Annotated in this window: 18 protein-coding genes and 1 pseudogene; 4 read left to right on the top strand and 15 right to left on the bottom strand. The window is 62.3% G+C overall.

From position 1 onward, the window contains the following. From ACTG4J_RS05425 to ACTG4J_RS05405, 5 genes and pseudogenes are all read right to left on the bottom strand, one after another. Window positions 1–411, bottom strand: a pseudogene (locus ACTG4J_RS05425) (hypothetical protein); the annotation flags it as partial. Between the two features lie 127 nt (window positions 412–538). After that, the gene (locus ACTG4J_RS05420) at window positions 539–733 is read right to left on the bottom strand and encodes a hypothetical protein (protein WP_439137748.1); all 195 of its coding nucleotides are present in this window, start codon (window positions 731–733) and stop codon (window positions 539–541) included. Between the two features lie 50 nt (window positions 734–783). After that, on the bottom strand, window positions 784–2304 hold the full coding sequence (sufB, locus tag ACTG4J_RS05415) for a Fe-S cluster assembly protein SufB (RefSeq protein WP_439137752.1): 1521 nt from the start codon (window positions 2302–2304) through the stop codon (window positions 784–786). Window positions 2305–2409: 105 nt separating this feature from the next. Then, window positions 2410–3453 (bottom strand): cysteine desulfurase family protein, encoded by a 1044-nt coding sequence (locus tag ACTG4J_RS05410; RefSeq protein WP_439137747.1) that lies wholly within the window; start codon window positions 3451–3453, stop codon window positions 2410–2412. After that, window positions 3453–3914 (bottom strand): Rrf2 family transcriptional regulator, encoded by a 462-nt coding sequence (locus ACTG4J_RS05405; protein WP_439137745.1) that lies wholly within the window; start codon window positions 3912–3914, stop codon window positions 3453–3455. Before ACTG4J_RS05405 ends, ACTG4J_RS05410 begins: the two co-directional genes overlap by 1 nt. Window positions 3915–4081: 167 nt before the next feature. On the opposite strand from ACTG4J_RS05405, the gene ACTG4J_RS05400 reads away from it, so the two are divergent. From ACTG4J_RS05400 to ACTG4J_RS05390, 3 genes are read left to right on the top strand one after another with little or no spacing between them, the layout of a single operon-like run. Beyond that, complete coding sequence (locus tag ACTG4J_RS05400) at window positions 4082–4735, top strand: alpha/beta hydrolase (RefSeq protein ID WP_439137743.1); 654 nt, start codon at window positions 4082–4084, stop codon at window positions 4733–4735. Window positions 4736–4744: 9 nt separating this feature from the next. Then, window positions 4745–5032: a hypothetical protein gene (locus ACTG4J_RS05395; RefSeq protein ID WP_439137741.1), complete on the top strand. Its 288-nt coding sequence runs from the start codon at window positions 4745–4747 to the stop codon at window positions 5030–5032. A gap of 13 nt (window positions 5033–5045) precedes the next feature. Then, window positions 5046–5714, top strand: coding sequence for a hypothetical protein (locus ACTG4J_RS05390; RefSeq protein ID WP_439137740.1), 669 nt, complete (start codon window positions 5046–5048; stop codon window positions 5712–5714). On the opposite strand, the gene ACTG4J_RS05385 is transcribed toward ACTG4J_RS05390, so the two are convergent. The 3 genes from ACTG4J_RS05385 to recA all read right to left on the bottom strand — a co-directional run bounded on the left by ACTG4J_RS05385 (window position 5711) and on the right by recA (window position 9929). Beyond that, window positions 5711–6001 (bottom strand): DUF1330 domain-containing protein, encoded by a 291-nt coding sequence (locus ACTG4J_RS05385; RefSeq protein ID WP_439137738.1) that lies wholly within the window; start codon window positions 5999–6001, stop codon window positions 5711–5713. The two genes, ACTG4J_RS05390 and ACTG4J_RS05385, sit on opposite strands and share 4 nt — an antisense overlap. Window positions 6002–6004: 3 nt before the next feature. After that, window positions 6005–8665: an alanine--tRNA ligase gene (gene alaS / locus ACTG4J_RS05380; RefSeq protein ID WP_439137750.1), complete on the bottom strand. Its 2661-nt coding sequence runs from the start codon at window positions 8663–8665 to the stop codon at window positions 6005–6007. 184 nt (window positions 8666–8849) lie between these two features. Further along, window positions 8850–9929 carry a recombinase RecA gene (gene recA / locus ACTG4J_RS05375; protein WP_439137736.1) on the bottom strand — a complete coding sequence of 360 codons (1080 nt, stop codon included), beginning with the start codon at window positions 9927–9929 and terminating at the stop codon, window positions 8850–8852. 186 nt (window positions 9930–10115) lie between these two features. Here recA and ACTG4J_RS05370 point away from each other — a divergent pair, with 186 nt between their 5' ends. Next, window positions 10116–10712 carry a gamma-glutamyl kinase gene (locus ACTG4J_RS05370; RefSeq protein WP_439137734.1) on the top strand — a complete coding sequence of 199 codons (597 nt, stop codon included), beginning with the start codon at window positions 10116–10118 and terminating at the stop codon, window positions 10710–10712. A gap of 10 nt (window positions 10713–10722) precedes the next feature. On the opposite strand, the gene ACTG4J_RS05365 is transcribed toward ACTG4J_RS05370, so the two are convergent. The 7 genes from ACTG4J_RS05365 to ACTG4J_RS05335 all read right to left on the bottom strand — a co-directional run bounded on the left by ACTG4J_RS05365 (window position 10723) and on the right by ACTG4J_RS05335 (window position 19423). Further along, a complete protein-coding gene (locus ACTG4J_RS05365) occupies window positions 10723–13029 on the bottom strand; it encodes an ATP-binding protein (protein WP_439137732.1) in 2307 nt (768 codons plus the stop codon). 126 nt (window positions 13030–13155) lie between these two features. Further along, window positions 13156–14319: an RsmB/NOP family class I SAM-dependent RNA methyltransferase gene (locus tag ACTG4J_RS05360; protein ID WP_439137731.1), complete on the bottom strand. Its 1164-nt coding sequence runs from the start codon at window positions 14317–14319 to the stop codon at window positions 13156–13158. A 31-nt stretch (window positions 14320–14350) separates the two neighbouring features. Next, window positions 14351–15805 (bottom strand): IMP dehydrogenase, encoded by a 1455-nt coding sequence (guaB, locus tag ACTG4J_RS05355; protein WP_439137729.1) that lies wholly within the window; start codon window positions 15803–15805, stop codon window positions 14351–14353. A gap of 85 nt (window positions 15806–15890) precedes the next feature. After that, window positions 15891–16634, bottom strand: a complete 744-nt coding sequence (locus ACTG4J_RS05350; protein ID WP_439137727.1) for an RlmE family RNA methyltransferase — start codon at window positions 16632–16634, stop codon at window positions 15891–15893. Between the two features lie 134 nt (window positions 16635–16768). Continuing rightward, window positions 16769–17761: an acryloyl-CoA reductase gene (acuI, locus tag ACTG4J_RS05345; RefSeq protein ID WP_439137725.1), complete on the bottom strand. Its 993-nt coding sequence runs from the start codon at window positions 17759–17761 to the stop codon at window positions 16769–16771. Window positions 17762–17813: 52 nt separating this feature from the next. Further along, complete coding sequence (locus tag ACTG4J_RS05340) at window positions 17814–18917, bottom strand: dimethylsulfoniopropionate demethylase (RefSeq protein ID WP_439137723.1); 1104 nt, start codon at window positions 18915–18917, stop codon at window positions 17814–17816. Beyond that, window positions 18908–19423 carry a DinB family protein gene (locus ACTG4J_RS05335; RefSeq protein WP_439137721.1) on the bottom strand — a complete coding sequence of 172 codons (516 nt, stop codon included), beginning with the start codon at window positions 19421–19423 and terminating at the stop codon, window positions 18908–18910. The genes ACTG4J_RS05340 and ACTG4J_RS05335 overlap by 10 nt, the downstream gene beginning before the upstream one ends. Window positions 19424–19426: the final 3 nt, after the last annotated feature.

Genomic DNA, 19426 nt, shown 5'->3' with positions numbered 1-19426 from the left:
GGTGTTAATCACGCGATCCTCGATCCCGTTCATCATCACATTGATCAGCAACAGCCGCAGCGCCAGCGGATTGGGCTCGACGGGGATAACGCGTGCGGCCCCGAGAAACATCGCCGCATAAAGCGTGTGGTTGCCGACATTCGCCCCGATATCGACGAATGTCGCACCCTTTTTCACATGGGTCTTGAGCAGGGCAAGCTCTTCTGACTCGTAGAAGGTCGCGTTGCGATGGGCGCGTTGGATCGGGTCGGCCTCCTTGTCGGTGGCAAAGAGCACGCGCCGCCCCTCGTGACGGCCAGCCGTGATATCGACATCGCGGAACCACACGATCCCCGCATCCCCCAAGGCCGACAGCGCCGGTTCCGTCTGGAAATGGCGTAGCTTGATCTGATCGGATCGCTTGTCTTCCATGGTGGATACTCTCCTGCCCTCGTGAAATACATTCCGTCCCATGCGCATATGCCGCCGAACGCACCGACCTGTCGGGATAAGGTGACCACCGGGGGTCACAGACGCGTGAGGCGCGAGGCTGTTCATGTCACTTCCGCATGATCAGCTTGGCAGAGACATGGCTGATGATCGTCGCGGTCACCGCCGCAAAAGCGGCAAGGCCCGCCCCACCCGGCTTCCAGACCGGGTAGGTCAGCGTCATCATCATCACCACGCCCAAAGCCACCAACAGCGCGTAGCGCAAGCGCGGTTCGCCCGCAGTAAGCCAGAATTTCATATTCATAAACGCACCCCGCTTTGACATGCGACCTTGGCAGATGTGTTCACACAGCCTTAGCCGACACTTCCCTCAAGGCTGATGGCGACAAGCTGCTGGGCTTCCATGGCAAATTCCATCGGCAAGGCTTGCAGCACCTCGCGCGCGAAGCCGTTCACGATCAAGGCCACCGCCTCTTCCTCGCCCATGCCACGGCTTCTGCAATAAAACATCTGGTCGTCATCGACCTTTGATGTCGTCGCCTCATGCTCTACCCGGCTCGAGTTGTTCTTGACCTCGATATAGGGAACCGTGTGCGCGCCGCATTTATCGCCGATGAGCAAGCTGTCGCATTGCGTGTAGTTCCGGCTGTCCTTGGCCTTGGGGTGCATCGACACGAGCCCGCGATAGGTGTTTTGTGCGCGGCCCGCGCTGATCCCCTTGGAGACAATGCGCGACTTGGTCCGCTTGCCCAGATGCACCATCTTGGTGCCGGTATCGGCCTGTTGGGCGTTATTGGCGATGGCGATGGAATAAAACTCACCCTGTGAATCATCGCCACGCAGAATGCACGACGGGTATTTCCACGTGATCGCCGAGCCCGTTTCTACCTGCGTCCACATCACCTTGGAGCGATCGCCCCGGCAATCGGCGCGCTTGGTCACGAAGTTGTAGATCCCGCCCCGCCCCTCGGCATCGCCCGGATACCAGTTCTGCACGGTGGAATACTTGATCTCGGCATCTTCCAGCAGCACCAGCTCCACCACCGCGGCATGAAGCTGATGGGTGTCGCGCTTGGGTGCGGTGCAGCCCTCAAGATAGCTGACATAGCTGCCCTTGTCGGCGATGATCAGTGTGCGCTCGAACTGGCCGGTATTTTCGGCATTGATGCGGAAATAGGTCGACAATTCCATCGGGCAGCGCACGCCGGGCGGGATATAAACGAATGACCCATCCGAAAAGACCGCCGAATTCAGCGTGGCGAAATAGTTGTCGGTGATCGGCACGACCGAGCCGAGGTATTTTTTCACCAATTCGGGATGTTCCCGGATCGCCTCGGAAATCGAGCAAAAGATCACGCCCGCTTTTTTCAACTCGGCCTGAAAGGTGGTGCCGACGCTGACGGAGTCGAATACCGCATCGACGGCGACCTTGCGGCCCTCGGTCGGCATATCCTCGGCCCCTTCGACGCCGGCAAGGATCATCTGTTCCTTCAGCGGGATGCCCAGCTTCTTGTAGGTGGCCAACAGCTTGGGATCGACATCATCCAAGGATTTGGGCTTTTCCGCCATGCTCTTGGGGCGGGCATAGTAATACTGATCCTGATAGTCGATCGCCGGATAATTCAGCATGGCCCATTCGGGTTCGGCCATCTGCTTCCAACGCTTGAAGGCCTGCAAGCGCCAATCGGTCATCCATTCCGGCTCTTCGTTTTTTTCCGAGATCAGCCGCACGATATCTTCGTTCACACCCTTGGGCGCGTAATCCATCTCGATATCGGTGGACCAGCCGTATTTATAGGTGCCGCTCATGGCCTGAACGGTCTCAACGGTCTCGCGGTCGACGCCGTCGCGGACTTCTGTATCGAGTGCGGCCATGGTCATTCCTCCGTCGCACCGGGCTTCGCCGGTCATGTCATAGGGGCGAAAACGCCGCCCCGCCTTTTCCCTCACCCCCCTCGCACGCAGGGGCGCTATCCATTCTCAACGCGCGCGATCCGCGGCACGCTTGCGCGCTGCAAGCCACAGATCGGCAAAGGCCTGCACCTCGGCCTCGGTCGTCTGGGGGCCGAGCGACACCCGCAAACCAGCGGCCGCATGCGCCGCGTCATAACCCATCGCGCGCAACACGGCGCTGGCCTTGACCTTGCCCGAAGAACAGGCAGACCCCGCCGAAACCGCAACCCCTGCGAGATCCATCTGCATCACCTGCGTCTCGCCACGCCACCCCGGCGTGAGCAAGTAGCTGGTATTCGGCAGACGCGCGACGCCTTTCCCGACTAAAATAGTCGATGGCGCGCGGTCTTCCAGAGTCTTTTCTAGAATATTTCTAAGTTGCGCAACCCTTTCCCAAACGCCATCGGCCAGATCTTGTGCCGCGGCGACCGCTGCCGCCCCAAATCCCGCGATGCCGATGAGATTCTCGGTGCCAGCACGCCGGCCCATCTCTTGCCCGCCGCCCCTGATTTGCGCCCCAACATCCAAGCCGCGCTTAATGATCAGCGCGCCGATCCCCTTGGGACCCCCGATCTTGTGCGCCGATACAAAAACCATCCCGATATCGGCCCAGCCGAAAGCCAAGGGCAGTTTGCCGAACCCTTGCGTCCAATCGCTGACGGCAAGGCCGGGCGGCAGATCCTGCACGATCCCCGTCTCGGAATTGGCGAGTTGCAGGGTCGCATCCCGCGGCGTCTCCAAGGTTACGATACCCCGGTGATCAACCGGAAGATCCTCGCGCGTCCATGCCCGCACCGCGTCATGCTCGATCCCCGACCCACGCAGATCACGCCCCGCAAGCGCCAGAGCCGCGGCCTCGGTTGCACCCGACACAAAGACGATATCGGCCCCATCCGCGCCCAAGGTCGCGGCCAACTGCGCGCGCGCCTTCTCGACAATGGCCTTGGCCGCGCGCCCCTCGGCATGCACCGAGGAGGGGTTACCGATCACATCCATCGCCGCGCCCATGGCGACACGCGCCTCGGGCCGCAACGGCGCGGTCGCATTATGATCGAGATAGATCCGCGCCATCACGCCTCATCGACCACTTCGAATAGCGTCGGCACCGCAGGACAGGGCGTCAGCTCGTTCTGCACGACGTCCGACAATCTCGTCTGGTGCAAGAATACATAGACATGCGCCGACATGCTTTCCCATAGCCGGTTGGTCATCGATTGTGCCCGGCTGCCCGATACAGCACCCGTTGCACCCGCCCCGGTGTGCAGCGCGCTGACCGTTTCATCAACGGCGGCGAAAATTTCGACGACGCGGATTTCGGCGGCGGCGCGGCCCAGCTTGTAGCCCCCGCCCGGCCCGCGCACCGACTCCACCAGCCCCGCCCGACGCAGCTTGACGAACAATTGCTCCAGATAGGGCAGTGAAATATCTTGTCTGCGCGACAGCTCGGCCAGCGTCATCAAACCGTCGCCCTTCATCATCGCAAGATCGGCCATCGCGACCATCGCGTAACGGCCCTTGGTGCTCAGCTTCATTGCACCCCATCCCCCTTGCAAAGATTGACCTTTACGGTCTGCGCGCTTAACTGCAAACCAACCCGGTCGCAGGATTGCGCGACTGGCACGATTTGGAATGGTTCTAGGCAGCGGCCCGCGACGCGTCAAGCACGGCCACCGCCGAAGCCACGGCAAGGAGAGACATTTTGCCCGAGGTGATTTTCGCCGGCCCCGAGGGTCGGCTCGAAGGCCGCTACCACCCGCAAAAGGCCAAGGACGCGCCCATCGCCATCGTTTTGCACCCGCACCCGCAATTCGGCGGCACGATGAACAACCGCGTGGTCTATAATCTGCATTACGCCTTTCACAAGATGGGGTTTACCGTGCTGCGGTTCAATTTCCGCGGCGTGGGGCGCAGCCAAGGCGAATATGATCAAGGTATCGGGGAACTCAGCGATGCGGCTTCGGCGCTTGATTATTTGCAGGCCATGAACCCCAATTCCAAGCATTGCTGGGTTGCGGGGTTTTCTTTCGGCGCGTGGATCGGGATGCAGCTTTTGATGCGCCGCCCCGAGATCACCGGCTTCATCTCGGTGGCACCACCCGCCAATATGTATGATTTCTCGTTCTTGGCGCCCTGCCCTGCCTCGGGCCTTGTGATCAATGGCACCGCTGACCGCGTGGCAAAGCCGCAAGACACACGCATCTTGGTCGACAAGCTCCATGAGCAAAAGGGCATCACCATCACCCATGAGGAGATGGAAGGGGCGGGGCATTTCTTCGAGGATCCCCATATGGACCCGATGATCGACAGCGTGCAAAGCTATGTGCGCCGCCGCCTGACGGAAAACACGCGCTAGGGGTGACAGATGAGCCGCATCGCCGAGGAACTTGCAGATCAGCTTGCCCGCGACACCATCGCGGCGGCTGAAAAGCTTGGCGATGATCGGCTGGTCGAACAGATCGCGACAGCCATCGGCGCCTCTTCACCCACGACCGAAGAACTGTTCCGCACGCTGGTGCGCGTGCGCATCGCCGAGGCGCGCGCGCGCAAGCTGCTGGAGCAAAAGATCGCCGCGGCAAGCCCCCCGCAAGCTGAGCGGCCGGAAAGGGCAACGAATTATCAATCATTCGCCGCAATGGTGAGCCGTCATTGATCATGGCGGTGCGATGGATATTCTTCAACAGACCCGCAACAACAGCGCGGCCTTGGCCGATTATCTTGCGTCCGTGATGGCACGCGCCGCACAGCCGCTCGCCGATGATGGGTTATGCCTGCATCTGTGGCGCCTCGAACATGTCGCAGCGATGAGTGATTGGATCGACCCCGCCTATCGGCGCGGTCTGGCCTTGGCCCTGATCGCTGCATGGCGTGACGGGGTCAGTCAGGTGTCGCAGGCGGGGTGGCGGATCTTGCTCTACCAAGATGTCATGCCCACACTCGCCTTGCGCCCGATACGCGAGCTGCCCATGCCCTTGCCGGGCGCGGCGCGGCCCGTCGCAGCGCCGGGTGATGTCTTGATGGCCTATCACCGCGCGCCGTGGCCCAGCGACGATGCTTTGCCTGCCTATGTGCCGGCCGCAGAAGATATCTTGGAAGTCATCACCGCGCATGCGGGTAGCCTTGGCCGAAAAAGCGCCGCGGCGCTCGGGCTCAAACCCGGCAGCCTGCGCTTCGTGATCGAGCAAGACGGGCTGGCGCGCGCCGTGAACATCATCCGCGCCGATCATGGCAGGGCCTTGGCACGCTTCCGCGCCCCCCAAGGTGGTGTCGCGCAGCCCTATCTGATCTACCAAGAAACCATCGGCAGCGGGGCGCGCGCCACGATCGGTTTCTAGCTCACGGCCTCGACCAAGACCAATTCGCGCTCGCAAGCGCCATTGGCATGGCTGATCGCCTCTTGGTAGGTTGCGCTTTCGTAGCAGGCATTGGCCGCCTCGAGGCTGGGGAAAATCGCCACGACATTGCGTGGATGAGCGCGCCCCTCCTTTTGGATGGCCTTGCCACCGCGTACCAGGAACTCGCCCCCATGCGCCGCGATCGCCTCGGTCGCCAAAGCCGCGTAGCGACCATAGGCGGCGTCATCGGTCACGGTGACATGTGCGATCCAATAAGCCTTAGGCATGGGTCATACTCCCTTGAGAACGTTGTGCGCAGCGGTGATCGCGGCGGGTGCATTGGCGACATCCTTGCCGCCGCCCTGGGCAAAATCGGCGCGTCCGCCGCCACCTTGGCCACCCAGCTCGGCAACCGCTGCGCGCACTAGATCCACCGCCGAAAGCCGCCCGGTCAAATCGTCGGTCACACCGGCCGCGACCGCCGCCTTGCCGCCGGTATCCGCGATCAACAGCACCGCGCCCGATCCCAAGCGCGCCTTGTGATCATCGATCAACCCCGCCAAATCGCGCGCGGTCACACCGCCAAGTGCTTGGGCGTGAAAGGCGATGCCATTGACGCTATCCACCGCCGGAGCCGCTTGATCGGCGCCGCCCGCCATCGCCAATTGCCGACGCAGCTGCGCGACCTCGTTCTCGAGGCGTTTGCGCTCGTCTTTCAAGATCCGCACCCGCTCAAGCACCTCGGCGGCGGTGGCGTTCATCTCTTGCGACAAGGCCTGCATGCGCCGGTCCTGGCTCGTCAGATAGGCCAAGGCAGAAGGCCCTGTCAGCGCCTCGATGCGCCGCACCCCAGAAGAGGAGGCGCTATCGCCAAGCGCCACGAAAAGGCCGATGTCACCGGTGTGGCGCACATGCGTACCGCCGCAAAGTTCCAGCGAATAGGTCTGGCCGTCCATCCCCTTGCCCGAGCCCGCTTGACTGCCCATCGACACCACGCGCACCTCGTCGCCGTATTTCTCGCCGAACAGCGCCTGTGCGCCCAGCTCGCGCGCCGCGTCGGGCGTCATGATGCGGGTTTCGACGGGGCTGTTTTGGCGAATGAAATCATTCACCTCGATCTCGACATGCGCCAATTCTTCCGCGCTCAGCGCCTTGGCATGGCTGAAATCGAAACGCAGCCTATCGGGCGCATTCAAGCTGCCGCGCTGGGCGACATGGTCGCCAAGCGCGCGCCGCAGCGCCTCGTGCAGTAGGTGCGTGGCCGAGTGATTGGCGCGGATATCGGCGCGGCGCGCGTGATCGACGATCAACTCGGCGCCTTGGCCCGGCTGCAACTCACCCTCGACCACCTCGGCCATGTGCAAGAAAAGCCCCGCGACCTTTTTGGTGTCATTCACCCGCGCAACGCCTGTCGCGGTCTTGATCATGCCCGTATCGCCGACCTGACCCCCGCTTTCGGCGTAGAACGGTGTCTGGTTCACGATGATTGCCAGCTGTGTGCCGACCACGGCGCGGTCTTGCACCGCGCCATCACGCACCAGCGCGGTAATCTGCCCTTCGGCGATCTCCGTGTCATAGCCCAAGAATTCGCTCGGCCCACCCTTGTCGGCCAGATCGAACCAGATCGCGGCATCCGCCGCCTCGCCCGAGCCTGCCCAAGCCGCGCGCGCCTTGGCCTTTTGGGCATCCATCGCGGCGTCGAAACCGGATGTATCGACGGCCCGGCCCTTTTCGCGCAGGGCATCTTGCGTCAGATCAAGCGGAAAGCCGTAGGTGTCATAAAGCTTGAAGGCCGCCTCGCCCGGCAAGGCAGCATCCACGGGCAGTTGCGCCAACTCGTCTTCCAGCAGCTTCAAGCCGCGATCGAGCGTGGTGCGGAACCGCTCTTCTTCAAGCCGCAGTGTTTCGGTTATCAGCGCCTGCGCACGGCCCAGTTCAGGATAGGCTTGGCCCATCTGGGTCACCAGCGCGGGCACCAGCTTGTGCATCATCGGGTCTTTCGTACCGAGCAGGTGCGCATGGCGCATCGCGCGGCGCATGATCCGGCGCAAGACATAGCCACGCCCCTCATTCGAGGGCATGACACCATCGGCGATCAGGAAGGAACAGCTGCGCAGATGGTCGGCAATGACACGGTGATGGATGTTCTTGGGTCCATCAGGGTCGACCGAAGCCGCATGGGCCGAGGCCTCGATCAGCGCGCGCATCAGGTCGGTGTCGTAATTGTCATGCTTGCCCTGCAACAGCGCCCCAATCCGTTCCAGCCCCATGCCGGTGTCGATCGATTGCATGTCGAGCGGGCGCATCGTGCCATCGGCGAATTGCTCGTTTTGCATGAAGACAACGTTCCAGATCTCGATGAAACGGTCGCCATCCTCATCCGCCGAACCCGGCGGGCCGCCCCAGATATGATCGCCGTGATCATAGAAAATCTCGGTGCAGGGACCGCAGGGACCGGTCGGGCCCATCTGCCAGAAATTATCCGAGGTCGCGATGCGGATGATCCGGTCTTCGGGAACGCCGACCTTTTTCCAAAGCGCGAAGGCCTCGTCATCGGTGTGATAGACCGTGGTCAGAAGGCGCGACTTATCAATGCCGAAATCGCGCGTGATCAATTCCCAGGCAAAGGGGATCGCCTCGGATTTGAAGTAATCGCCGAAGCTAAAATTGCCCAGCATCTCGAAAAACGTGTGGTGGCGTGCGGTATAGCCCACATTGTCGAGGTCATTATGCTTGCCGCCCGCGCGCACACATTTCTGCGCGGTGGTGGCGCGGGTGTAGTCCCGATGCTCCAACCCCAAGAACAGGTTCTTGAATTGCACCATCCCCGAATTGGTGAACATCAAGGTCGGATCGTTGCGTGGCACCAAGGGGCTTGAGGCCACGATTTGATGGCCGTTGCGCTTGAAGTAGTCGAGGAAGGTGGAACGGATATCGTTGAGGCTGGCCATCGGATCTCGCGCGAGCATGGGTTTTATCCCTCGCCATCTATTCCCCTGCCCCGCCCATGTCCACAGCCTGATGCCGCATGGCTTGGAAACGAAAGCTGAAAAGGCAGCCCGCGGGCTGCCTTTTCTTAATATATTCTCTGCCGGTGCGTGGGCCGTTTCAGCGATCGGCTCAGCGCGAGGATAATCAGTCGTCGATCATATCCATGGGGCTGTCATCATCGCTTGCGGCCATGTCGAATTCCAACCCATGGGCGGCGCGGATCTTGTCCTCGAGTTCCAGCGCGGTGGCGGGGTTGTCGCGCAAGAATTGCTTGGCGTTCTCACGCCCCTGCCCGATGCGCTCATCGCCGTAGGAATACCAAGAACCGGATTTTTCGACCACACCGGCCTTGACGCCCATATCGACCAACTCCCCGGTCTTTGAGATGCCTTCGCCATACATGATGTCGAATTCCACCTGCTTGAAGGGGGCGGCGACCTTGTTCTTGACCACCTTGACGCGGGTGGTGTTGCCCACGACCTCGTCACGGTCCTTGATCGAACCGATGCGACGGATATCAAGCCGGACCGAGGCGTAGAATTTCAGCGCATTGCCGCCCGTCGTGGTCTCGGGGCTGCCGAACATGACGCCGATCTTCATCCGGATCTGGTTGATGAAAACGACCATGCAATTCGAGCGCGCGATCGAACCGGTCAGCTTGCGCATCGCCTGGCTCATCAAGCGGGCATGCACGCCGACAGAGCTGTCGCCCATATCGCCCTCAAGCTCGGATTTCGGGGTCAGCGCGGCCACCGAATCGACCACCACCATGCTGACCGCGCCCGAGCGCACCAGCGTGTCGACAATTTCCAACGCCTGTTCGCCCGTATCGGGCTGAGAGATCAAAAGCTCGTCAAGATTGACGCCCAGCTTCTTGGCATATTGCGGGTCAAGCGCATGTTCGGCATCGACAAAGGCGCATACGCCGCCCTTTTTTTGCTCTTCCGCGATGCAATGCAGGGTGAGCGTCGTTTTGCCCGAGCTTTCTGGGCCATAAATCTCGATGATCCGCCCTTTGGGCAGGCCACCGATGCCAAGCGCGATGTCGAGGCCAAGCGAGCCTGTCGATGTCGCCTCGATGTCGCGCATGGCGTTATCGCCACCCAGCTTCATGATCGAGCCCTTGCCGAACTGGCGTTCGATCTGGGCCAATGCGCTGTCGAGCGCCTTTTGTTTATCGGCGGAAATGCGGTCTGTCATGTCGAGAAGCGTTGCCGTTGCCATTGCGTTGACCTCCTTATTCCACGTCGCGGCTGGCGCGGCAACGGGATGCTCATGTTCACCTCTTGTTCTGCTTCCCTTTTGCAAACAAAACAAGAACAGTTCAAGTAAAATCTTGCACGGCCCCAGATTTACGATGAAGGGTTAAGGAAAGGTTGATCTTGTGCGCCCGGTAAGGGGAAGCTGTTCATGTTATTGTTCTGGAAAGCCAAATTGGTCCTGTTGGCGGTGCCGAAGACGGGCACGACCGCGCTTGAGGCCGCACTTTTGGCGCATGCCGATGCGGCGATTCTCAACCCGCCCGAGAAGAAACATCTGACCGCGCGGCGCTGGCGCAACCAGCTTGCACCGTTCTTCGAGAACCGTGGCACGCGTCAGATCGAGACAATGGCCGTCATCCGCGAGCCGCGCGATTGGCTGGGCAGCTGGTATCGCTACCGCGCCCGCCCCGAGATCGCGGCCACCGCAAGCTCGACTGCCGCGATGGATTTCACCCAATTCGTCACGGGTTGGTTGAGTGATCCAGAGCCGGAATATGCCCGTGTCGGCCGCCAGTCGCGTTTCGTGTCCAATGCCGAGGGCAAGCTTATCGTCGACCATCTGTTCCGCTACGAGGAGATGGAAAAGGCGATCGCTTTCTTGGAGGCGCGACTGGGCATCGCTCTCGATCTGGGGCGACGCAATATTTCGCCACAGGCCGATCTGACGCTTCCCCCTGCGCTTGAGGCACGATTGCACCACGAGGCTGCGGCCGATTTCGCGCTATGGGCAAGTCTTGGCAAGTGAGGCGGCGGGCTTAGTGCAACTGGCGCTGCACCGTTTCGGTCAAATCGGCCAAGGAGAATGGCTTGGGCAAAAAGACCGCGTTGGGGATGGCGATCGATCCATCCTCGAGCTGATCTTCGGCATATCCCGAAACGAAAACCACCTTGACGCCGGGTCGCGCCAACAGCGCACGGCGCACCCAAGATGGCCCATCCATGCCGGGCATCACCACATCGGTCAGGAAAAGATCGATCTTCAGCGCCTCATCATCGAGTTTCTCCAAGGCCTCTTCCGCACAGCCAGCCTCGATCACCGTATACCCGCGTAGCCGCAGCGCACGCGCCGCAAAGGCACGCACGGGGGCCTCATCCTCGACCAACAAAACGACTCCGGTCGTTTGATCGACATCGTGATCCGCCTTGGCGCGCATGATTTGAGGCGGGAGGGGAGAGTGCTGCGCGATCACATCTTGCGCGGGCAGATCGAAGGCCGGGCAATAGATGATGAATGTACTGCCCACGCCCACCACGCTATCGACGAAGATATAGCCACCCGTCTGCTTGATGATGCCGTAAGCCATGCTCAGGCCAAGCCCTGTCCCTTCCCCCTGACGTTTGGTGGTGAAGAACGGCTCGAAGATACGGTGGCATTTATCCGGCGCAATACCATGACCCTGATCGCAAACGCGGATGGTGACATAGCGGCCCGCCGGCACCTCGGCGCGATCGCGATAGAGCGGCTCGGTCAAGCGCACCATGCGCGTTTCAACCCGCACTTCACCCCCATCGGGCATGGCGTCGCGGGCATTGACCACGAGGTTCATGATCACCTGGTCAAGCTGGCGACGATCCGCGCGGATCGGCCAAAGCGCCGGATCATGGCTGAGGGTCAGGGTGATCTTCTCGCCGACCAACCGGTTCAACAGATGGGTCAATTCACCCATCGTGTCGCGCAGATCGAGGATCTCGGGCTCAAGCGTCTGTTTGCGCGAAAATGCCAGCAATTGCCCCACAAGCGCCGCGGCGCGATTGGCGTTCTGGTTGATTTGCACCAGATCGCCGTAATCGGGGTCGCCTTGGTCGTGGCGCAACAAAAGCAAGTCGCAATGCCCCGCAATCGCTGTGAGCAAGTTGTTGAAATCATGCGCGATACCGCCTGCCAATTCGCCAATCGCCTGCATCTTCTGGCTTTGAACGAATTGCTGTTCGAGCGTCTTGAGTTCGGTCGCATCATGCAACACCGCCAAAAGCGACGGGCCCGATGCATCGGTGATCCGGCTCAGCGTGATCTGCAAAAAGACCTCTTCCTCACGACGTCGGGCGCGCACCACCTCGGATCGGTCGGGGATGCGTTCGGCCAGCGTGTCCATCACCCAGTCGTTCACTGGTCGGCCCAGCCCTTCGACGAATTGCGACAAGGGGCCGGTGGCGGCATCGACGATCCCAAGCAGCGCCTGCGCATGGCGATTGGAGGCCAGCAGACAGCCATCCGATCCAATATGCAGCAAAGCCACCGGAAGCGACTCGAAGGCGCGCGCGGCGACCGATGCGGCGGGCGGATCGGCAAGGCCGGGCACGACATAAACCTCGCGCCGTCCATCGCGCGATGGCACGATCACCGGCACCACCGCGATCTCGCCACTCGCCCCGTTCAGGATCGTTCGCCGCCCCGCGATGACAGGTGACTGCGCAAAGACATCGGCCAATGCGGTGGGGCGGCGGCCCAAGACATCGCGCATTGCGGGGTTCATCGACAAGATCGTGTCCGATTGGCTGACCACCATCATCGGCAGCGCGATACCATCGCCGGAATGGGGTGCCGCGCCGCCTTGGTCATCGATGCGCCAGAACACGCCACCCGCCAATCGATGCGCGGTCAAACGCACCGGGCCGCGCGTGGTCAACACGGTTTCATGGGTCATGGGCTGGCGCTCCAGCGCGGTCTCGGTGCGAAATACGACCGCGGCGGCATTGGGCAACATCCCAAGGATCGCCCGTGACATCGGTTGGCCCAAAGGTTCACCAAAGCGGCGCGCGGCGGCGGCATTCACGGCGACTATCGCGCCTGCACCATCGCTGCAAAAACAGGGGGCTGGATCATGTTCCATGACCCGCAATGCCGCCCGCAACATCGCGCGCATCCGCCCCCGGCGCACCATCGCCGCCCCCATCACAAGCGCGCTTGCCGACAAGGCCCCGCCGGCGGTCGCCCATAATGCGAAGGCCCATTGCAGGCTCTCGACAAGCACGGCAGCCAAAAGCGCGATCACGCCGAATAAAAGCAGCAGCATCGGTTGCAACCGCGCCCATGCCGTCGGCGCAAGCCAACGCGAGATCATCTGATCCGATTTCACTGTGCCTCTCGTTCCGATCAAGCCCCGATCCGCCAAACGTTGCCTAGGCTTCGAATGGTTAAGCGAATCTTAAGATACGGAATTTTATCGAAAATTGCACAAGCAAGATGTTCAAGGCGCGCGCAGGACCGCGTGATAGAACCCGTCCGAGGCGGTAAGCGGTGTCGCGACCCCCTCCATCTCGCGGCGCCAATCGGGATTGCGCGCGCAAAACGCCGCGATTTGCGCCTCGTTTTCAGCGTGAAAAAGCGAGCATGTCATGTAAACCAACTGGCCACCCGGCGCGACAAGGGCCATTGCAGCGTCGAGAATTTCGGCCTGCAGCGCGACCAGTTCGGCCAAGCGCGCGGGAGTCAGGCGCCATTTCGCCTCCGGATCGCGCCGCCAAGTCCCAGAGCCGGAACAAGGCACATCGCAAAGCACGGCGGCAAAAGGGCCGGTTTGGTGCAATGCATCACGGCCGAGCAGATCGATAGCGGCCCCGGCCCGCGCGGCACGGATCGGCAGATCGGCCATGCGCCTTGGCGCTGCATCATGCGCCCACATGCGCTGGCCCGTCAGCGCCGCGATGGCCAAGGATTTACCACCGCCCCCGGCGCAATAGTCAAGGATCGGCCCCGAAGGCCAATCCACCGCCAAAACGGCGCGCTGCACCGATAAATCTTGTGGTTCGATCCACCCCTCGCGATAGGCTTGGGTCGATTTGACCTGACGCGCCCCCGATGTGACCAAGATCGCCGTTGCCGCGCGGGGCTCGGCCTCTGCCGTGATCCCTTGGCTGGCCAAATGGGCGATACAATCCTCGCGCGTGGTCTTGCGTGTGTTGACCCGCAGATAGAGCGGCGCGCGCATCCGCAAAGCCGCCAAAAGCGCGGGCAAAGCATCCCCCGCACGCTGCGTCACATGATCCAACAGCCATGCCGGAACATCATGCTGCGGATCGGCCCCGTCACGATCGACAGCCTGCGCCAGCTCATCGCGAAGCAAAACGGGCGCCGCATAGCCATCACCCGTAAAAATAGTTTCAGGATCAATGCCTTGCAGCCGCGTCAGACCCAAGATCAAGGCCCGCCCGTCGCCACCGCCCCCAAGGCGCGCGCAGCTTTCGCGCGCGCGCAAGACATCATAGACAAGATCGCGCACCGCCGCGCGGTCCTTGGACCCGGCATAGCGCGCGCCCCGCGCCCAGTTGGTCAGCGCCTGCTCGGCGGCTTGGCCCGACAGCCAGTCATCCAAGACCGCAATCGCCGCGGCGGCGCGGGCGGCCGGGGTCAATGATCCACCTTACAATCAAGCGGCAAAATACTTACCCCAAACGATAATTTGGGCTTTCGCGGGTAATTTGCACATCATGCACATGGCTTTCTTTCAGCCCCGCCCCGGTGATGCGCACGAAGCGGCAATCACGGCGCATCTCATCGACAGTGGCACAGCCCGTATAGCCCATCGCTGCGCGCAGACCGCCAACGAGTTGATGAACAACGGCGCCTGCCGAACCTTTATAGGGCACCTGCCCCTCGATCCCTTCGGGCACCAGCTTGTCGGAGGCGGCATCTTTCTGGAAATACCGATCCGCCGAGCCGCGCGCCATCGCCCCAAGGCTGCCCATGCCGCGATAGGATTTGAAGCTGCGACCTTGATACAAGATCACCTCGCCGGGGCTCTCATCCGTGCCGGCGATCATGCTGCCCACCATGGCGCAATGCGCGCCCGCCGCAATCGCCTTGGCGAAATCGCCCGAATACTTGATCCCGCCATCCGCGATGACCGGCGTTTCGCTGGCCGCCGCGGCCGCTGCGCAATCCATGATCGCGGTCAATTGCGGAACGCCCACGCCGGCCACAATCCGCGTGGTGCAGATCGAGCCGGGGCCGATCCCCACCTTGATCGCATCGGCACCTGCATCGATCAGCGCGCGCGTGGCCTCGGCCGTTGCCACATTGCCCGCCACCACCTGCACCGCGTTCGACAGTGCCTTGACCCGCTCGACCGCGCGCGCCACCCCTTCGGAATGGCCATGCGCGGTATCGATCACGATCAAATCACAGCCCGCATCGATCAGCGCCGCCGAGCGCTCGAAGCCCGCATCACCGACAGTTGTGGCCGCAGCCACACGCAAACGGCCCAACTCATCTTTGCAAGCCTGCGGGTTCAGCACCGCGCGCTCGGTGTCTTTCAGCGTCAAAAGGCCCGTCAGCTTGCCCGTCGCATCGGTCACAAGCAGCTTTTCGATCCGGCGCGATTTCATCAAGCTGATGGCTTGGCCCCGGTCTGCGGGTTCGCGCAATATGGCGAGGTTCTCGGTCGTCATCATCACGCGCACGGGGGTATCGTCTTGCTCGGCAAAGCGCATGTCGCGATTGGTCACGATGCCCAAGACGCGGCGCTGATCGTCGACCACGGGAAAACCGGTAAAGCCGTAACGCTCCATCAATGCGCGCGCATCGGCCAAGGTCTGGTCAGGGGTCAATGTCACCGGGCTGTAGACGATCCCGCTCTCGAAGCGTTTGACGCGGCGCACCTCGCGGGCCTGCGCCTCGACATCGAGGTTGCGGTGGATCACGCCCATGCCACCGGCCTGCGCCATGGCAATCGCCATGCGCCCCTCGGTCACTGTATCCATCGCCGAAGACAGCAAGGGGATATTGAGAGAAATCGACTTGGTTACCCGCGTGCGCGTATCGGCCGTTGCCGGCAAGACGGAACTCGCTCCGGGTACGAGCAAAACATCATCGAAGGTCAGTGCCTCGCGAATCTCCATCGGGGTCTCCTTGGGCTTCAGCGTTGGCACGTCCCTATTTCATGCAGCGCGCCAGAGGAAAAGAGCGAAAACCGCGCCACCCCCCTCAATCGTCCGATTGTGCATCCCCCGCAACGTCGCGAAACCCCGTGGCCACGACGAATTTCTCGGAGCTATCGGCCCGGCTGGCGGGGGGTTTGACATTGACGACCTTGTCGAAGCGCTGCTTGAGCAAGGTCTGCAAGCTCCCCTCGGCCCCGCCCGCCAAGACCTTGGCGACAAAGGTGCCACCGGGTTCCAGCACATCGAATGCCAGCTGCGCCGCCGCCTCGCAAAGCGCCACGATACGGATGTGGTCGGTCTGCTTATGGCCCGAGGATGCCGCGGCCATATCGCTCATCACCACATCAGCCCGCCCCCCCAGCCATGTCTTGACCCGCTCATCGGCCCCGTCTTCCAGGAAATCGAGAACATGCAATTCCACACCCGCGATGGGATCGACCTCTTGCAGATCGACACCGATGATCCGGCCCACGGCTTTGCCCGATTTCTCGCCCAAGGCGTTGATGCGCGGCACGGCCACTTGGCACCAACCGCCCGGCGCACAGCCCAGATCGACCACCCGCGCACCGGGCACGAGGAAACGGAACTTATCGTCCAACTCCATGATCTTGTAGGCCGCGCGCCCGCGATACCCCTCGCGCTTGGCGCGCTGGACGTACGGGTCGTTGAGTTGCCGCTCAAGCCAGAGCGTCGAACTCAGCTTGCGCCCGCGCGCGGTCTTGACCTTGGTGCGCAACTCGCGCTGCCCGCGTCCGCTGCTGGATTTGCCGGTGGGGGTCTTGGTCATGCGCGCGATCCTGCCTTCATCTTTCCCCCAATACGCATGCCCGGCAAGAAAGGCAAAGCGCCGTGATGATGATGTGCGCGGTATTGGCACGGGGACCACGCGCCAGCTGTGCGGCGCGACGCCCCCAAAAACCCCTAGCGACGCGGATCGACCACGATGCGGCCACGCACCTGACCTGCAAGGATATCTTGCCCCAGCTTCGGCAGATCGTCCAAGCCCGCGGGGGTGACCATCGCGGCCAGCTTGTCCATCGGCAGATCGCGCGCGATCCGCTCCCATGCGCGCAGGCGGTTGGCGTAGGGCTGCATGACGCTGTCGATGCCCAGCAGGTTCACACCGCGCAGCAAGAAGGGGATTACCGTCGCGGGCAGCCCCGCACCACCCGCCAGCCCCACCGCCGCGACCGAGCCGCCATATTTGATCTGTCCCAAGACACGCGCGAGCATCGTGCCGCCGACGGCATCGACGCAGCCTGCCCATGTCTCGGCCTCGAGGGGGCGCTTGACGGTCTCGGCCACCTCTTCGCGCGCCACGATGCGCGCGGCACCCAAGCCATGCAGGTATTGGGCCTGATCCGCGCGCCCGGTGACAGCGGCGACAGCATAGCCGAGATTGGCCAAGATCGCTGTCGCGACCGAGCCGACACCGCCCGCGGCCCCGGTGACCAGAACCTCGCCCTGATCGGGGTTCAGCCCGTGATCTTCCAGCGCCATCACCGCTAGCATCGCGGTGAAGCCGGCGGTGCCGACGGCCATCGCCTGCTCCGTCGTCAATCCCGCCGGAAGCGGCACCAGCCAATCGGCCTTGACGCGCGCGCGCTCGGCATAGCCGCCCCAATGCGCCTCGCCCACGCGCCAGCCGGTCAGCACGACCTTGTCGCCGGGGTTATAGCGCGGATCATCCGAGGCGATGACGCTGCCGGCCAGGTCGATCCCCGGCACATGCGGGTAGTTGCGGACCAAACCGCCTCCGGACCCAAGGCAAAGCCCGTCTTTGTAATTCACGGTCGAGTATTCGACCGCGACTGTCACATCGCCTTCGGGCAGACGATCATCCGCGAGCGTCTGAACCGCGGCATGTGTCTTGCCGTCTGCATCCTTCTCAACGACCAGGGCGCGAAATGTCATAGCGTGTCACCTTTCCTCCGTGGACACGAACAACGCACCACAGATCATTGTTTTATAACCAGAATTTATCATTCACGACGGCTGGAAACGTGCCGTCTTGCGTCACGACATGCAGCGCTGTTGCCGCCTCCCAATGGGTCATGCGGACCATGCCGATGCCCACACCACAGCCAAAATCGGGTGATTGCGCGGCTGATGTCACCTGACCTACGCGGGTATCGCCCGCCATCAGCGCCCAAGGCCGATCACAGCGCGGCAGGGTTTTGCTGTCGATCGCGATGGGGCGCACCTGTTTGATCGGCCCTTCCTTGGCCACCCGCAACAGCGCATCGCGGCCGATGCAGCCGATCGCGGTGGCGGTATTGCAAAACCGGCCCAAGCCCGCCTCATGCGGGGTGTTCTGGGCGGTCATGTCATTGCCATAACTCAGCAATCCAGCCTCGACCCGTTCGATCCCATTGGGGCATCCGGCGTAAACATCCAGATCACGCCCCGCCTCCATCAAGGCGTCCCACAGGGGCATGCCGATATCACTACCCTCGACATAAATCTCGAAGCCGCCCTGCTTGGAATAGCCAGAGCGCGCGATCACCATGTTGCGGCCTTGGAAATCGAAATGTCCAAAGCGGAAAAAGCGGATGTCGCGCACCGCGTCGCCGAACACACGCGCCATCAGATCATCGGCTTTCGGCCCCTGCACCGCCAAGGGCGAGACATCGGGTTCATCGATCAGGACATCGAGCCGGTAGCCATAGGCGATCCCCTTGACCCATAACAGCAAATCGCTGTCCGCAATCGAGATCCACCAACGATCTTCGGCCAGTTTCACCGCCACGGGATCGTTCAGCATGCCGCCCGTCTCATCGACCATCGGCACATAGTAGCACTGCCCCGGCAACATGCCCCGCAGATCGCGCGGTGTCAGCATCTGCACCAGCTTGGCGGCATCGGGGCCACGCACCTCCACCTGCCGCTCGCAGGCGACATCCCAGACCTGTACCGCGGATTTCAGGTGGTGATAATCCTCCTCCATCGAACGGAATACGGTCGGCAAAAGCATGCGGTTGTAGACCGTGTAGGCGCTGACGCCTGCGGCCTCGACGCCTTCGGAAAAGGGCGTGCGGCGCAAGCGGCGCGAGGGCGAGATCAACGCCATTCGGGAACCTCATCAGGCATGAAGGGAATATCGGTATCATCGGGCCGCGCACCCGCGGCGGTCAGCATGGCATGGACCTGGCCTCGGTGATGGGTCTGGTGGTTGAACAGATGCATGATGCATTCCGCCGTGGGTTTGGCCAAGGCGCGCCCAAGGGCAAAGGAATGCCAGCTGATCTGGCCCGCCAACTCTTCGGGCGTGACCATCCACGCCCAGGCTGCGATCCGTGCGTCAAGCTTGGGCCTCTCGGCCCAAAGTGTCGGCCAGTCGAACCGCTGGGGCGACTCCGTGATGGTGCCGCCCGGCCCTTCGCCCCCCTCCAGCCGCGCGATCCAGATCAGATCGCCCCACATCAAGTGGCTGAGCGTGGCCCGGATAGAGCCGAAAAAGGCACCACGATCCAACTCGCGCGCCTCGGGCGCCAGCCCTGCCGCCGCGTGAAACAGCGATTGGTTCTGCCACGCATTGTAGCGCGCCATCATCTGACAATAGCCGGGCGTGATCATCGC

The organism is Roseicyclus sp., assembly GCF_965662675.1.
Classification (GTDB): Bacteria; Pseudomonadota; Alphaproteobacteria; order Rhodobacterales; family Rhodobacteraceae; genus Roseicyclus.
This window is presented reverse-complemented; position numbering and strand designations above follow the sequence as displayed.